Consider the following 15,935-nt stretch of genomic DNA (forward strand, 5'->3'; position numbering starts at 1 on the left):
GCGGCGCCGGTCAGGCGGCGCGCCGGGAGCGGGTGAATGCCAGACCGCCGACGGCGATCCCGATCAGCGCCAGCACGACGGACACGATGGCGCCGCCACGGCCGTTGCCGCTGCCGACACCGCCGTCGGAGCCGGCCAGGGCGACCACACCGGCGATCAGGCCGGCCGCCGCGAGCACCAGCGCGGCGATCGCGTTGCCACGACCGCCGCCGCGCCCCGCGGAGCGCAACGCCCACACGCCCAGGACGAGGCCGAGCAACGCGAGCGCGAGCGCCAGCACGGACCCGGCCCGGCCGGAACCACCGTCACCGTCGGCGGCCGTCACCTGCGCGGCCGCCGGCGCGACGAGTGCGAGCCCACCGAGGACGCCGGTTGCGGCGGCGGTGAGCAGACGACGGATGAACATGGGAGCCCCTTCGGCTGCGGGAACAGGCATCTGCGCCAGCGTAGGTAACGACTCCGCTACGGGTCGTCATGCCGATGGAGACAATCGATCTACTGCGGTGACGGTATTCCCGCGGTGCGGCGTCTGCGCGCGGAGCAGCCGTATACCGCAATCGCAGCACTGCGAGCGACAGACCGGGCCGTGCCGCCCGGTCAGCGATTGCCGGGTGACACCAGGCCGGACTCGTAGGCGAACACCACCAGCTGTGCGCGGTCACGGGCCTGGAGCTTGGTCATGGCGCGGTTGACGTGGGTCTTCGCGGTCAGCGGGCTGATCACCATGCGATCGGCGATCTCGTCGTTGGACAGGCCCCGGGCGGCCAGCGCGACCGCCTCGCGTTCCCGGTTGGTCAGCTCCTCCATGCCGGGCGTGACGTCCGCGCAGAGCGGCTCCGACACGTACCTGTTGATCAGCATCCGGGTGATCGACGGCGCGAGCAGCGCGTCCCCGCGCGCGGCGACCCGCACGGCGTGCAGCAGGTCGTCCGGCTCGATGTCCTTGACCAGGAAGCCGGTGGCGCCGGCGCGCAGCGCGTGGAAGACGTACTCGTCGAGGCCGTAGTTGGTCAGGATGACCACGCGCACCCCGGCCAGCGCCGGGTCCGCGACGATCTGCCGGGTCGTCTCGACGCCGTCCATGACCGGCATCTGGATGTCGATCAGGGCGAGGTCGGGCAGGTGGTGCCGGGCCAGGGCCAGGCCCTCCCGGCCGTTCCCGCCCTCGGCCACCACCTCGATGTCGTCCTCGGCGTCCAGCAGCGCGCGGAACCCGCTGCGCAGCAGCGGCTGGTCGTCGAGCAGCATGATCCTGATCATGGGACGCGCACCACCGGGAGTTCTGCCTGGACGGTGAACCCGCCGCCGCTGCGGGGTTCCGCCCGGAGCCGGCCGCCCAGCGCGAGGACCCGCTCGTGCATCCCGAGCAGCCCGACGCCGGGCACCGGGGCGACGCCCGGCCGGGCCGTGCCGTCGTCGTCGATCCGGATGCTCAGCGCGTCCGGGCGGTAGTCGATGCGGACCGCGGCGGCCGCGGCGGAGGCGTGCCGGGCCGTGTTGGTGAGCGACTCCTGGACGATCCGGTACGCGGTACGGCCCACCGCCTCCGGCACGTCCCGCTGGTCACCCTCGATCGTCAGCGTGGTGGCCAGGCCGATCTTCTCGGCCCCGGCCAGCAGTTCCGGGAGGTGGTCGAGCCCGTGCGACGGGGACCTGGTCAGGTCGCGCAGCGTCTCCAGGGTCGCGCGCAGCTCCCGGGTCGCCGCCCGGCCGGCCTCCTGGATCGCCAGCAGCGACTCCGGCACCTGCTCGCCGCGCTTACGGGCCAGGTGGACCGCGACCTCCGCCTGCACCTTGATGATCGAGATCTGGTGGGTGAGCGAGTCGTGCAGCTCCCGTGCGATGTGCAGCCGCTCCTGGGTCGCGCGCAGCCGGGCGGTCTCTTCGCGGGTGCGCTCCGCCTCGTCCGCCCGCCGCTCGGCCTGCCGCAACGCCTCACCGGCCGCCGCCGCGGCGACCAGCCAGGCCAGTTCGAGCACGCCCCGCGACTGTGCGAGCGCCTCCTTGAGGGCGCCGTCCGCCGGCGAGGCCATGATCGCCAGCGGCAGCACGACGAGCAGGGCCGCGCTCACCCCGAGCGTGACGAGCCGGTGCCCGGCCCGGACCGCCGCGTACACCGCGAACAGGTACGCGATGGCCGGCACCCCGAAGCCGACCGCGTTGTAGCCCACCACGCACAGCCCGGTGGCGACCAGCACGGCGACCGGAGCCCGGCGACTGGCGGCCAGCGCCAGGCCGCTCGCCACCACCAGCGCGTAGCCGAGCAGCCCGAGGCCGTCGGGGGCGGGATGGTCACCGGCCAGCGCGCTGATCAGCAGCACCGCCGCCACACCGACCGCGATGACCCAGTTCTTCACCCGGGCCCACACACTGGACAGTCCAGTCCTCATAATCGCACTTTAGCGGAGGGTGCCAGGGTTGAGCCCCGAGCGAACAGGCATTGATCCCGGTGCCGCCGGCCGGGCGGCACCGGCCGGCGTTCAAATAAAGTTCACCGCGCCCGGCTTCCATTTGTAGTGCGACTCGAGTTTGTAGTACTCGCCCTTCGGGGTCAGCGCCACGCCGTAGACGAACTTGCGGTCCCCGCCGCCGTACGGAACGCTTTTCACGAACTTCTCGATCTCCGGTTCCACGGGTACGGGAAGCGTGGTCAGATCCGTTGTCGCCGCGGCGTAGCAGATCCGTTCGATCTCCGGGGAGTCCCAGCCCAGCGTCACGTAGAGCCCGAATGCCCCGGCGCCGAGCCGCAGCATCTGCTCGCTCGGCTCGGCCATCCCGGTCCGCCGCAGCGTCGACCGGATCGTCTCCGGCTCGAAGCACTCGCGCGGCACGTCGTTGAAGTAGACGTTCACGGTCCGGGCCGGGTAGTCGAAGCCCAGCACGCCGACCCGGTCGTCGAGACCGTGCCGGGTGAAGAACCCGGCGTTCGCGGCGAGACTGCGGGGCATCGCCGGGATGCCGGCGAGCGCGGAGGCCACCTGCAACTCGTCCGGGGCGAAGGCCGCGTAGATCTTCTTGAAGCCGCCGACCACCCCGAAGTCGATGCCGTGGCTCTCCACCGGGCAGCGCCGGTGCACCTCGGCGAGCAGGCCGCCGATGGGGTGGTCGGTCCGCGGGGTGAGGCCCCGGGCGATCGCCGAGGCGTACGGGTCCCGGTCGTCCGGATGCGTCCGGAACCGGCAGTCCAGCTCGCCCGCGTGACGCAGCGCGGTCGCCACCCGGAAGGCGACCACCGCCTCGGGATGCGCGAACGCGTCGCCGTACGCGGACAGGACGGGCCAGACCCGGTCGCGCGAACAGGGCACGTCCAGCTGCCGGGCCGATTCCTCGATGGTCGAGTAGAGCTCGGCCACCTCGGGAGTTCCGGACATCGATCCTCCAAGCATGTGTCGTTCGGTCGGGGGCGCCCGGCGTTGGCCGGTCGCTATCGCGGCTCGTAGACGCGCTTGTGGCCGGAGAGCCCGGCCAGCCGGTACGGCCCGGTGGTCACCGCCGGCACGGGATAGTCACCGCCGTCGACCGGGAAGGCGTGCTCGTGCAGCTCCCGGTACGTGTCGTAGTCGACCTCCTGCCGCCGGTCGATCGCCGCGCGGTGCTGGTCGGGTCGCGTGTGCTCGCGGTACCCGGGCACGACGGTGCCGGCGAAGAACTCGGCGACGCTGCCGGACCCGTAGCTGAGGAAGCCGACGGTCCGGCCGCTCAGGTCGTCGGCGGTGTCGAGCAGCGCCGCGAGCCCGAGGTACATCGACGCGGTGTAGCTGTTGCCGATCTCGGCGTTGTACCCGGTGGTGTGCCCGATGGCGCCGGCTACCAGCGCGTCGTCGACGTCGCGCCCGCAGTAGTTGAGCAGGTGCCGGTGCGCCTTGTCGGCCATCCTGGGGAACGGCTGGTGGTAGCAGAACGCGCCGAACTCGTCCAGCGCGCGGCCGCCGCGCTCGGTGTAGTCCTTCCACGAGCCCTCCACCGCCTGCAGGTAGGCGGAGATGGACTCGTGCCCGTCGACCAGGGCGGTGGTGCGGTAGTTCGGCCGCCAGAAGTCCATGACGTCGGCGGTGAACATGCCCGACGGGTCCTCGACGCGTACCAGAGCCGGGTCCGCGCCGACGAGCATGGCGACCGCCGCGGCGCCCTGGGTCGCCTCGCCGGGCTCGCCCAGCGCGTACTTCGACACGTCGCTGGCGATCACCAGGACCTGCTGCGACGGGTCGCGGTGCACCAGGCCGACGGCGAACTGCAGTCCCGCCGTACCGCCGTAGCAGGCCTGCTTCAGCTCGACCACCCGGGTGGCCGAGGGGAAGCCGAGCAGGGAGTGGACGTGTATCCCGGCCGCCTTCGCCTGGTCGACCGACGACTCGGTGGCGAACACGATGGTCCGGATCCGGTCGGTGCCGTGGCGGGCGACGACCGGCGCGGCGGCGGCAGCGGCCATGGTCACGATGTCCTCGTCCGGGGCGGGCACGCTCATCCCCCGCAGGCCGATGCCCCGGTGGTACTTGGCCACGTCGGTGCCGTTGGTAGCGGCCAGCGTGGCATGCGTCAGCACGTGGTGCGTCGTCGCGGCGGACAGGTCGTGGATGCCGACGGCGGGTCTCGCGGCCATCGTCAGGCTCCGATCTTCGTGGTCTCGGTCGGGCGTTCGAGCCGGACGTGCGCCCGCATCAGCTCGCCCGGGTTGGTCTGCGCGGCGAGCAGGGACAGTTCGCCGCAGAGCACCGTCGCGGCCGCGATGACCGCGAGCCGCCGGGCGTTCTCGCCCGGATCACGCGCGGCGCGGCAGCCGAGCCGTTCCAGGTTCTCCGCCACGAAGCCGAGACCCTTGCCGTTGCCGACGGTGCCCACGATCAGGTTGGGCAGCGTGCAGGAGAAGTAGAGGTCGCCGTCGCGGTCCTCGGCGACCGTCACGCCCTGGGAGCCCTCGACGATGTTCGCGGCGTCCTGCCCGGTCGCCAGGTAGAACCCGAGCAGCATGTTCGCGTAGTGCGCGTTGGCCGAGCGGACACCGCCGGCGAGCAATGTGCCGATCATGTTCTTGTGCACGTTCAACTGGGCGATCGCGGCCGCCGTCGTGTGCAGTCTGTCGTGGACGATCTCCCGTGGCACCACCAGTTCGGTGACCACGTTCTTGCCCCGGCCGAGAATGCCGTTTATCGCGGTGGCCTTCTTGTCGGTGCAGTAGTTGCCCGAGATCGAGCCGTACGAGATTCCCGGAATGGTGTCCAGGATGTGCTTCAGCAACGCGTCGGCGGCCAGCGTCGCCATGTTGTGCCCGGACGCGTCACCGGTGGTGAAACTGAACCGCAGGAACAGCAGATTCGCGGTGATCTCGTGGTGGAACCCGATCAGCTCGACGAACCTGCCGCAGGTGCGCACGATGTCGCGCAGCTCGTCGAACCGCGCGTCGACCTCCAGCGAGGCCAGGTAGGCGGTCTGCGCGTCCTTGGCGCGCACGAACACCGAGCGGGTCATGCGCTCGTCGACGAGCGTGGCGACGATGCCCGCCTCGACCAGCCGGGAGATCTTCGCGCCCCGGCCCACGGACGGCCACAGCGGCGACTCGTACGTGGCGAGCGGGACCTCCGTCTCGACCTGTGCCACGTTGCCCGAGATCCGCACGGGACCCACCCATTTCATGGGCACACCGGCGATGGCGTCGTTCATCGAATGCCTCCGATCATCTCGTGGGTGGCGCCGGAGCGGGTGGCGAGGCGGTGGGTGTCGATGCCCCGGGCCGCGCAGAACGCGCTCAGCCGTCCGTGGATCAGCAGGTCGCACCGGGTCAGGTCGGCCGGCGTGCGCGCGCCCAGGGCGGTCATCAGGGCTTCGATCTGGTCGAGCCAGGTGGAGATCAGCGACAGCAGCGCCGGCACGCCGCCGTCCAGGAGCGTCCGCAGGAACAGCCCGGACACCCCGGCGGCGCCGGCGCCGAGCGCCAGCCCACGGACCACGTCGAGCGGGTTACGGACCCCGCCGGAGGCCAGCACGGGCAGGTCGACGCCCTGGGCGTCGAGCAGGCAGGCGGGTGTCGACTGCCCCCACCCGTCGAGGAAGGAGTAGTCGGCGGCGTCGCGCCGGTCGTTCTCGATCCGGGCGAAGTTCGTGCCGCCCCGGCCGGCGACGTCGGCCACCCGGACACCCATGTCCCGCAGCCGCAGCAGCGTCTCGCGGCTGAGCCCGAAGCCGACCTCCTTGACGATCACCGGGACACCGACGCCGGCGACGATCTGTTCGATCCGCGGTCCCCAGGCGGCGAACGACCTGTCGCCCTCCGGCATCACCGTCTCCTGGATGGTGTTCAGGTGGATCTGCAGCGCGTCGGCCCGCATCAGGTCGACGGCCCGCCGGGCCCGCTCGACCGTGGCGGTGGCGTTGACGTTGGCCATGATGAACCCGTCCGGGTTCTCCCGGCGCATCACGCTGAACGTCTCGGCCACCGACTCGTCGGCGAAGTAGGCGCTCATCGACCCGGTCGCGACGGGTACGCCGGTCTCCCGGGCCGCGATCGCCAGGTCCCGGTTGATCAGGCCGGTCTTGGTGCTGCCGCCGGTCATCGCGTTGATGCACAGTGGCACCGGCCAGTCGATGCCGCCGAACGAGGTGGCCAGCGAGACGTCGGACCGGTCGATGCCGGCCAGTGCGTGGTGCACGAACGACACGTCGTCGAACTCGTGGTGACCGCCGAGCCGGTCCTGCTGCTCGGCGGCGAGCCGGACGTGGTCGTCCTTGCGGTTGGCGATCATCGCGCGCTCCCGTTCGTCTGGTGGACCTGGACCGGCATGGGGAGCACCCCGGCGGCGGCCCACTGCTCGCGCAGCCGCGCGGTCTGCGTCGCGGCGGCGGCGTCCAGCAACGCGATGCCGCAGTCGCCGCCGCCGGCGCCGGACGGTTTGGCCGCGCCGCCGACGGTCTCGGCGGCGTCGCACAGCGCCGTCAGGCGGGGGGTGAAGATGCCGAGCCGGACCTCGTCGTCCAGCTCGGCGAGCACGTGCCGGGCCCGCCGGACCTGGTGCAGAAGTTCCTGGTCGTCGCCCCGCTCCAGCGCGTCGATCGCGGTGCGTACGCACTCCTGGCTGCGGCTGGTGAAGCTCCACCGCGCGGCGCTGCCCCGCCACCGGGAGGCGGCCAGCCGCCCGGTCAGCGCGCTGCTGCTGGCCGGCTCCCCGGTCCAGCCCACCTCCAGCGCGAGGCCACGCGGTGGCGGCAGCCGCCGGACCCGCAGGCCCGGCCAGGGCGCGCGCATCGTCTCCTCCACGCCGCGCCGCCGCGCCATGTCGCGTACGGCGGCGCGGTCGGGCGCCTGGTAGGCGATCCAGCCGCCCCAGACGCTCGCGGCCAGGTCACCGCCGGAGGCGTCGGCGCCGTCGCGCACCGTCGCCAGCATCGCCAGCCGGAACCGCGATTCGAGCGACAGCTCCACCCCGTGGTACGCGGCCACGGCGGTCACCGTGGCGACGCTCACCGCCCCGCTCGACCCGAGCCCGAACTTCGTCCCGGCCCGGTGCAGCCGGCTGGTGATCGCCACCCGCATCGGCAGCGGGCGCAGTCCGCGCCCGGCCAGGAGTTCGCCGACCACCTCGATCGCGGAGGTCACGGCGCCGAGGTCGGCGGGCGCCGGCTGCCCGTCGTCCGCGGCGACGAGCCGGCCGTCCTGCCACCGCAGGCGCGCCCGGTCCGGGCGGAGGTCGGAGTCGACCACGAGGTGGGCGTCGGCGCCGGAGACGGTGACGTCCACTCCCCTGTCGACAGCCACCAGCAGCGCCGGGTGACCCGGCTCCAGCACCGCGTACTCACCGGCGATGAACAGCTTGCCCGGCGCGTGGTGGCGCACGGCGCCCGGCCCGGTCACGGCCGGCTGCCCGGGTTCGGCGCGGCCGCCGGGCCCGGTCCGGCGACGACCACGGCGCAGCCCGGCGCGACGTCGCGCAGGGTGTCGGCCACCCGGTCGGCGTCGGCACGGCGGCAGAGCACCTTGACGTTCGGTCCCGCGTCCATGGTGGCGTAGGCGCCGACGCCGTCGGCGCGCAGGCGCAGCACGCTGTCGAGCACGGCCACCGTGACCGGCGCCAGGTAGCGCACCGCCGGCCGGGCCGCCAGCATGGTGGCGTGCATGCCGAGGGCGTTGCGTTCGGCGATCTCGCCGACGGCGTCCAGGTCGCCCCGCAGCAGCGCGGTCCGCATCTCGGCCAGGTCGGCCCGGCCGGAGGCCACCCACGACGGATAGAGCGGCGAGGTCCGGACGGTCCGCCGCATCCCCTCACGGCTCGACACCGCCTTCGGCCCGGCGTCGACGATGGCGACCACCAGCGCGACGTCGAACGGCGCGACCGGCACCGGCTCGGCGTAGGAGCCGAGGTCCGCGGCGGCCCCGGCGCCGGGGCCCGCGTGGCAGATCGCGAAGCCGCCGAAGACCGACCGGGAGGCCGACACGGACCCCCGCCGGGCCAGCCGGGACAGCGCGGTGGCGTCCAGGTCGAGGCCGTACGCGGCGGCGCCGGCGAGCGCGAGGGCGGCGAATCCGCTCGCCGAGGACGCCAGGCCGGCGCCGGTCGGTACGGAGTTGCGGGTGTCGACGTGGGCCCGTTCCGTGCGCCCCGCCAGTTGCCGCAGCAGGTCCAGGAAGGCGACGACGCGCTGTCGCCGCTCGCCGCCGGCGGGTGAGCCGTCGAGGACCACCTCGTCGGCCGGCGCGCCGCTGTCGATCCGGACGGTGGTGGTGGTCGGGAAGATGTCGAGCGTCATCGACAGGCTGTCGGCGTACGGGATCATGAGCTGCTCGTCGCGCTTGCCCCAGTACTTGATCAGTGCGATGTTCGGATGGGCCACCGCGGTCGCCCGCCGGTCCAGCGCCGGCGTGGACTGCTGCGTCCGATGGTCAGTCGTCATGGCCGGCGAACCTCCCCATCGGGACGACCCAGGTGCGGACGGCGCCCGCCTGCCGGACACCGCGCACCACCGCCGCGGACTCCCGGCGGTCCCCGGCCAGCGCGATCATGCAGCCGCCCAGCCCACCGCCACTGATCTTGGCGCCCGGGCTGCCCGCGGCGAGCGCGGCGTCGACCATCCGGTCGATCCGGTCGGTGCTGACCCCCACGTCACGCAACAGCCGGTGGTTCTCGGTCAGCCGCGCGCCGAATTCGGCGACCCGGCCCTGAAGCAGGTCGTGCGCCGCCGCCTCGGTCAGGCTGGTGACCCGGCTGACGAACTCGTCGCGCGTGCGCGGGGAGCGTTCGAAGGCCCCACGCAGCAACTCCACCGCGTCCCTGGTGCTGCCGCTGACGCCGCTGTCCGCGATGACGAGCACCGCGTCGAACCCGGCCGGGTCGGACAGCCGCGCGGAGCCCGCCATGGCGACCGGCAGTTCCCGGCCGACGCCGTTGCGGAAGATCAGCGGCGCGGTCGCGCCGGTGGCCAGCGCGTCGATGCCGCTGGCCCGGCCGTGCGCCACGTTCTCCGAGGCCTGCACCAGATCGAACACCGTGCCGGCGTCGAGGCGGCGGTCGAACGCGTCCGCGAGGGCCAGCACCGCGGCGCGGGCGCAGGCGGCGCTCGACCCGAGCCCCCGGCCCTGCGGGATCGCGCAGTCCACGAGCACGTCGACGCGCATCGGCTCGGTGACGGCGGCCCGCTGCCGGAACTCCGTCACCAGGTGCTGCAGACCGTCGGTCGGCAGCGACGTCACCTCCGGGCTCTCCAGCCCGGCGATGGCGAACGAGATCTCGTCCGGGCCGTCGCCGCCGACCCGGCGCGCCTTCGCCACGGCGGTCAGTTGCGGCACCGGGACGGCGAGCGCCGGCGCGCCGTACACGACGGCGTGCTCGCCCAGCAGGATGGCCTTGCCGTGGGCGCGGCCGGCGCCGAGGCGGACCGCTCCGTCACCCCTGTCGTCGAGGACGCGGCGGGCGACGACGGTCACCGGTTCCGTGGACATCACTGGGCCCGCTGGGTGGCCTTGATCGCCATGTCGGCGAGCTGATGTTTTGCGGGGGCGGTGGCGCTGCTGGCCTCCAGCGCGGCCAGCGCCCGGTCGGTGCGCAGCGAGATCTGCCGCTCGATCTCCTCGACCGCGCCGACGTCGCGGAAGATGCCACGGATGCGGGCGATCTCCTCGTCGGCGAGGTCGGTGCCGACCTTGGCCCGCAGGTAGGCCGCCGCGTCCGGGTCCCGTTCGTCGGCGCGCTTGAGCGCCGTGGCGAGCAGGACCGTCCGCTTGCCCTCCCGCAGGTCGTCGCCGGACGGCTTGCCCGTCACCACCGGGTCGCCGAACACGCCGAGCAGGTCGTCACGGAGCTGGAACGCGATGCCGATGTCGGCGCCGAAGGCGCGGTAGGCGGCGAAGAGGTCGTCGTCCGCGCCGGCGATCGCGGCGCCGAACTGCAGTGGGCGCTCCACCGTGTACGACGCGGTCTTGTACTGGTTGATGCGCAGCGCCGCGTCGACGTCCTCGCTCCGGCTGACCTGGCTGATCAGGTCGAGCAGCTGGCCGTACATGACCTCGGAGCGCACCGCCGACCACACCGGCGAGACCCGCACGTGCGCGTCGGCCGGCAGGCCGGAGGCGCGGACCAGGACGTCGGCCCAGATCAGGACCAGGTCGCCGATCAGGATGGCGGTGCCGGTGCCGAACGTGCCCGGGTCACCGGAGAAGCGCCGCGCCCGGTGCCGTTCGGCGTACGCGACATGCGCGGCGGGATGGCCGCGGCGGGTCTGGGACGCGTCGATGATGTCGTCGTGGATCAGGCCGGACGCGTGCAGCAGCTCGAACCCGGCGCAGGCGTTCAGCACCGCGCCGGCCACCGGGTCCTCCGGGTCGCCGCCGGCGCCGATCCAGCCCAGCCAGGCGAAGGCGGGCCGGATGCGCTTGCCGCCCCGCAGCACGTAGCTCTCCAGCTCGGCGACCAGGGCCGCGAAGTCGTCGCCCAGCTCGCGGGCCTCGGCGCGGCGCTCGGCGAAGAAGTCCCGCAGCGCGGCGTCGACGGGCGCCGAGTCGGTGACCGTCCCGAGATGTCCGACGGTCATGCCCGGGTCTCCCGATCGAGGCGGCATTCACCATTACACTCACGCATCTCGGACTCCCCTGGATTCGCTGGACCAGTCACGTCGAGCCGCGATCAGTCGATTCCGTTCCGGACGGTCGCGCCGGCGCGGAAACGACGCCGATCTCCCCATCGGCGCCGCCATTTCGTCCGCGCCGGCATGCCGATTCCGGCATGGCCTGACAGTAATCGCGCTCCGTCACCGTGCCCACTACTCACGCGAGTAGTGGGCGCTGCCAGCGACGTCGCCGACGAACGGCCGCAGATCCCGTATAACTGAGTAGCCCGCACCGATCCGGCGTTCAACTGTCCAGAACGGACGGTCGAACGCCCGAGGACCTCGGCTCGCGGCGCGCGTCGGACGATTCAGCAGAGGAAAACGGGATGGTCATCATGAATCGCATGGCGGGGCGCGAGCGGGAATTGTCCTCATTGGGGGAACTGCTCGACGCCACCGTGCGGGGTTCCGGCGGCTGCGTCGTGGTCGACGGGCCGTTCGGCATCGGCAAGACCCACCTGCTGAAGGTCACCGGCCTGGAGGCGGCAGCCCGCGGGCTGACAGTGGTGGCCGGGCGGGCAAGCGTCACGGACCAGCCGGTGCCCGTTCACCTGCTGGTCAATTTCCTGCGCCACGCGATGCCCGGCGAAGCGGCGGTCGAGCAGCTCGCCGTCCCGGGCGCCAACCCGTTCTGGCTGATCGACCGGGTCGGCGATCTGGTCGAGGTCGCGGCGCGCCGGCGTCCGCTCGTGGTCGCCCTGGACGACGCCCAGCGCATCGACGACGTCAGCGCCCTCGCCCTGCGCGGACTCGTGCCGCGGCTGGCGTCCTCGCCGGTGCTCTGGCTGCTGGCCCGACGGCCGGTCGCCGCCGGGTCGATCGCCCAGCACGCCGTCGACTGGCTGGCCGAGCACGTCGCGGTACGGGTACGGCTGCGCGAGCCGGGCGAGGAGGCGGTGGCCGACCTGTGCGCCGGCCTCCTCGGCGCCCGGCCGGACGCCTCCGTCCTGCGCTGGGCGGCCCGCTGCGGCGGCAACCCGAAGGTGATGGAGAACGTGTTCAGCGCGTTCATCAAGGCCGGCCAGATGATCATCGTGGACGGCGCCGCGTCGGTGGTGTCCGACGGGCTGCCCGACGGTGTCCTCACCGCCGTCCACGGGCTGCTGGAGGAGATGCCGCCCCCGCTGCGGCGCCTGCTCGCGGCCGCCGGCCGGCTCGGCCACACGTTCCCCGCCGACCGGGTGACGGGCCTGCTCGACGGGCCGGCCGCCGACGTGTCCGCCGCGATCGACGAGGCGGTACGGGTCGGGCTGCTGCGGCGCGACGGCGCGGAGCTGACCTTCGCCCACCAGGTCGTCGGCGAGGCGCTTCGGCACGCCGCGTACCCGCGACCGGAGCGCGCCGAGCCCGCCACCGCGCCGGCGGCGGGCGACGTGGCGGACGGCCCGGCCCCGCGCGGGCGGCTCGGTCCGCCCCACTCCCCCGCCGGCGTACGTGTCGCCCGCTCCGCGCCGGAGGCGGCGATGCCCGTCGCGGCGGCCGGGCCGGCGCCGCGCTCCGGCCGGTGCGGGTGCGACGAGGTGGTGGCGGAGGCCGTGTCCCACCTGGAGAACAGGTCCGCCGAGGCGCCGCGGGCGCTGGCCCGTGCGCTGCGCCTGCTGGCCGGGGCGGGACGGCCCACCGAGGCCGGCCGCCTCGCGGAGGTGATCCTGCGCCGCGACCTCCCGGCGGACGTCGAGACGCAACTCGTGCTCGAACTGGGCCACGGCATGCGGGCCGCCGGCAGCCACCGCCTGGCGGCCGGCTTCCTGCGGCGCACGCGCGCCCGCCGCGACGTGTGCGAGCTGGACCGGGCCAAGCTGGACCGGGCGCTCGCGGACGTCACGAAGCGCCTGGGCGGTGCGTCGCCCGCCGGGCCGGAGCCCGGGACCCCGTCGCCGGGCTGCGCGCCCGGCGGGCGGCCGCTGTGGACCTGGCTGGTCCGGGCACTGGCCGCGGCCGATCAGCGCGACGAGGCGCAGGCGGTGCTGGACACCGTACGGCCGACGACGCGGGAGTCCTGCCACACCGGCTCGGAGACGCTCCGGCGCGGCCACCGGGCCGAGCTGCTGGCGGCGGCGGGACGGCTGGAGGAGGCGCGCGCCGAGGCGGAGGCGGCGCTGCGAGCCGCCGATCGCGCCCGGCCGGCCGACTGCGTACCGGCGCGCCTGGTCCTGGCCCACCTGAGCGTGCACCGCGGTGACCTCGCCACGGCCAGCGACCAGTTGCGGGCGGCCGAGCGGCTGGCCGGCGCCGACGACACGGCGCGGATGGACTGGGCGCTGGCCCGGTTCCACGCGGCCAGCGGCCGTCCGGCGATGATGGTGCAGACGTTGATCAACGTCGCCGGGCAGGTCGTACCCGATCCGCTGCTGTTCACCGAGGCGCCGGCCGCGGCGGCGGCGCTCGTCCGCCAGGCCCGCCGGGCCGGGCTCGACGCGGAGGCCGAGCGGGCCGTGGAGGTCGCCCGGCGCGTCGCCCGCGGCAATCCGTTCGTCCAGTCGCTGGCGGCGGCGGCCGAGCACGCCGCGGGTCTGCTGCGCGACGATCCGGCGGCACTGCTGCGGGCCGCGGATCTGCACCGGCTCGCCGGCCGTACGCTGGCCGCGGCCGGCGCGGTGGAGGACGCGGCCCGCGGCACCCGGGACCGGGCCGAGGCCACCCGGCTCCTCGAAGCCGCGGCGGACGCCTACCGCGAGCGCGGCGCGCGACGCGACCTGGACCGCGTGGAGGCCGAGCTGCGTGGTGTGCCCGCGCACAACGTCCGCCCGCTGGTCCCGGACCGGCCCCGATCCGGGTGGGAGAGCCTGACCAGCGCGGAGCTGCGGGTCGTGCGGGCCATCGTGGACGGGATGACCAACCGTGAGGCGGCGAGCTCGCTGTTCCTGTCCCCGCACACCGTCGACAGCCACCTGCGGCGCGTCTTCTCCAAGCTCGACATCAACAGCCGGGTCGAACTGACCCGCTGCTTCATCGCGCACGAGGCGGTCCGGCCGGCGCTGGCCACCCCACGCCAGCCGGCGTCCGCCGGCTGAGCGGGCCGTCCGGCGGACGGGCGCGGTTCAGCCGGCGGACGCCGGAGACGCGGTTCAGCTGGCCTTGCCGGTCACGGAGCCCGTGTCCCAGTCCGGCTCGCCGGTCATCGAATAGATCGCCGCACGGCTGGAGTAGGTGGCCGCGGCGTGCGCCAGCTCGGCCCGGGTGTTGAAGCCCAGCTTCCGGTAGACCTTCCGCAGGTGGTAGTTGACGGTGTGCGCGGACAGGTGGACCTGCTTGGCGATCTGCCGGTTCGTCAGGCCCACGCTCACCAGGTAGGCGATCCGCTGCTCCATGTCGGACAGGGTCGACCAGCAGCTCGCCGGTGGGACGCCGGTTTCCTCGGCGCGGGCCGGCGTCACCGGCCGTCCCCCCGCCTGGGCCTGCGCGGCGTAGAGCTTGGCGAGCTCCTCGGTGGCCAGCGCCACCGAGATCGGGTCCCGTGACTGCACGATGATGAGCGCCAGAGCCGCCGGGGCGCTGTTCGCCAGCGCGTGGGCGTGCATGGCGGTGAGGCTGACGACCTGGATCCCTGGATTGTCCGCGGCCAGCCCGTCCACCGTGGCGAGGACGCGGCGTTCGAGGTCACGGTCGTCCACGTCGCGGGCGAGCAGGACCAGGAAGGCGGCGGCGCTCGGCACCTCGACGTACAGGCGGCGTCGCGTCGGCAGGCGGCGGTGCTTGCCCGCCAGCAGCCGGGCGGCGGCCCGCGGGCCCTCCTGCTTGACCGTGATCAGCACTTCCGCCCACGAGTACTGCACCGAGTCGAGGACCACGTGGCGGTCCGCGTCCTCCTGCCCCCGCCTGAGGTACTCGATCGCGGCGGGCACGTCGCCCATGTAGAAGGAGGCGGTGCTGAGCACCGCGTAGGCGAGGGGCCGCAGCATGGGCACCGCGTCCCCGGCCACGGCGGCGGTGGCCAGCGCCGCCTCCCGGCGCGCGTCCCCGATCCGCCCGGCCTGCAGCAGCAGCCGGGACCGCATCACCGCCGGCGCGGCCGTCCAGATCGGCGCGGGCAGTCCGCGCAGGCCGGCCTCCGCCTCGTTGATCAGCGCCTCGGCCTCGTCGAACTCACGCAGGTTCGCGAGTTTGCCGGCGAGCGCGAGCTGGGCGTGCAGACGCCACACCGGTTCGGCCTCCGCGCCGGCCCGCACCGCCGCCCGTCCCAGCTCCAGGCCGTCGGCCAGCTTTCCCGCCGACCACAGCCCGGTGGACCGGGCGGTCAGCGCCATCGCCAGCGCGGCGTCACCGGACTCGGCGTCGCGTTCCCGCAGGATCGCCTCGGTCAGCGGATCGGCGCCCTCGCCGCCGAGCAGGAGATCGGCCAGCACCAGACACGCCTGCGCGTCACGCCGGGCGGCGGGCGACGCGGCCGGGCCGGCGAGAACCGCCTCGGCGACACGGACGCCGGCCTCGGCGTTCCCGCTCATGATCAGGCGGTGCGCGCGGGAACAGGATCCGGTGGCGTCCTCTCCGGTCGCGCTCACCGGCGCGGCAGTCGCGGCGTCCATCCGGCGATTCCGGTCGGCCACCGGGCTGCGTCGCCCGGAAAGGCTCATCGCCTCACGTCGTAAGGCGTCGCGGGCCGGCCCGGGAATGGCCTCGATGATGCCGCGCAGCAGGAAATCGCTCTGAAAGGCGAGCTGATGCTCGGCGGCCACGACGAAGCCCGAGGCGATCGCCTCGTCCACCGGCGGGAGCAGGGCCGCCGACGATCTGCCCAGCATTCTCGAGACGTCCTCCAGCATGAAGGATCTGCCCAATGCGGCGGCAACCTTCAGAAACTGCTGGCAGCCGGCGCTCACGTCATTCAATCGCCGCATGACAAAACT

Annotated in this window: 13 protein-coding genes; 1 reads left to right on the forward strand and 12 read right to left on the reverse strand. The window is 73.8% G+C overall.

Annotated features, from left to right (window positions below):
- Nucleotides 1–10 precede the first annotated feature (10 nt).
- The 11 genes from J3R08_RS19790 to J3R08_RS19840 all read right to left on the reverse strand — a co-directional run bounded on the left by J3R08_RS19790 (nucleotide 11) and on the right by J3R08_RS19840 (nucleotide 11,013).
- Entirely contained in the window at nucleotides 11–406 is a 396-nt protein-coding gene (locus J3R08_RS19790; protein WP_209962393.1) for a DUF6223 family protein, read from the reverse strand.
- Between the two features lie 191 nt (nucleotides 407–597).
- The gene (locus J3R08_RS19795) at nucleotides 598–1,260 is read right to left on the reverse strand and encodes a response regulator transcription factor (protein WP_030499014.1); all 663 of its coding nucleotides are present in this window, start codon (nucleotides 1,258–1,260) and stop codon (nucleotides 598–600) included.
- The gene (locus J3R08_RS19800) at nucleotides 1,257–2,390 is read right to left on the reverse strand and encodes a sensor histidine kinase (protein ID WP_245254774.1); all 1,134 of its coding nucleotides are present in this window, start codon (nucleotides 2,388–2,390) and stop codon (nucleotides 1,257–1,259) included. Before J3R08_RS19800 ends, J3R08_RS19795 begins: the two co-directional genes overlap by 4 nt.
- A gap of 90 nt (nucleotides 2,391–2,480) precedes the next feature.
- Entirely contained in the window at nucleotides 2,481–3,371 is an 891-nt protein-coding gene (locus tag J3R08_RS19805; RefSeq protein WP_104112297.1) for an aromatic prenyltransferase, read from the reverse strand.
- Nucleotides 3,372–3,424: 53 nt separating this feature from the next.
- Entirely contained in the window at nucleotides 3,425–4,600 is a 1,176-nt protein-coding gene (locus J3R08_RS19810) for a hydroxymethylglutaryl-CoA synthase (RefSeq protein WP_209962397.1), read from the reverse strand.
- A gap of 2 nt (nucleotides 4,601–4,602) precedes the next feature.
- Entirely contained in the window at nucleotides 4,603–5,658 is a 1,056-nt protein-coding gene (locus J3R08_RS19815; RefSeq protein WP_113973015.1) for a hydroxymethylglutaryl-CoA reductase, read from the reverse strand.
- Nucleotides 5,655–6,737, reverse strand: a complete 1,083-nt coding sequence (gene fni, locus J3R08_RS19820) for a type 2 isopentenyl-diphosphate Delta-isomerase (protein ID WP_069088370.1) — start codon at nucleotides 6,735–6,737, stop codon at nucleotides 5,655–5,657. Before fni ends, J3R08_RS19815 begins: the two co-directional genes overlap by 4 nt.
- Nucleotides 6,734–7,843: a phosphomevalonate kinase gene (locus tag J3R08_RS19825; RefSeq protein ID WP_043323053.1), complete on the reverse strand. Its 1,110-nt coding sequence runs from the start codon at nucleotides 7,841–7,843 to the stop codon at nucleotides 6,734–6,736. The genes fni and J3R08_RS19825 overlap by 4 nt, the downstream gene beginning before the upstream one ends.
- Nucleotides 7,840–8,880, reverse strand: coding sequence for a diphosphomevalonate decarboxylase (gene mvaD, locus J3R08_RS19830; protein WP_051610894.1), 1,041 nt, complete (start codon nucleotides 8,878–8,880; stop codon nucleotides 7,840–7,842). Before mvaD ends, J3R08_RS19825 begins: the two co-directional genes overlap by 4 nt.
- Nucleotides 8,870–9,925, reverse strand: a complete 1,056-nt coding sequence (gene mvk, locus J3R08_RS19835) for a mevalonate kinase (protein WP_209962399.1) — start codon at nucleotides 9,923–9,925, stop codon at nucleotides 8,870–8,872. Before mvk ends, mvaD begins: the two co-directional genes overlap by 11 nt.
- Complete coding sequence (locus tag J3R08_RS19840) at nucleotides 9,925–11,013, reverse strand: polyprenyl synthetase family protein (RefSeq protein ID WP_064445534.1); 1,089 nt, start codon at nucleotides 11,011–11,013, stop codon at nucleotides 9,925–9,927. The genes mvk and J3R08_RS19840 overlap by 1 nt, the downstream gene beginning before the upstream one ends.
- A gap of 419 nt (nucleotides 11,014–11,432) precedes the next feature.
- On the opposite strand from J3R08_RS19840, the gene J3R08_RS19845 reads away from it, so the two are divergent.
- Nucleotides 11,433–14,102, forward strand: coding sequence for a helix-turn-helix transcriptional regulator (locus J3R08_RS19845; protein WP_209962400.1), 2,670 nt, complete (start codon nucleotides 11,433–11,435; stop codon nucleotides 14,100–14,102).
- 54 nt (nucleotides 14,103–14,156) lie between these two features.
- On the opposite strand, the gene J3R08_RS19850 is transcribed toward J3R08_RS19845, so the two are convergent.
- Nucleotides 14,157–15,830: a LuxR C-terminal-related transcriptional regulator gene (locus J3R08_RS19850; RefSeq protein ID WP_209962402.1), complete on the reverse strand. Its 1,674-nt coding sequence runs from the start codon at nucleotides 15,828–15,830 to the stop codon at nucleotides 14,157–14,159.
- Between the last annotated feature and the right edge of the window lie 105 nt (nucleotides 15,831–15,935).

The organism is Micromonospora sp. HB375 (assembly GCF_017872985.1).
GTDB classification, from domain to species: domain Bacteria; phylum Actinomycetota; class Actinomycetes; order Mycobacteriales; family Micromonosporaceae; genus Micromonospora; species Micromonospora chalcea.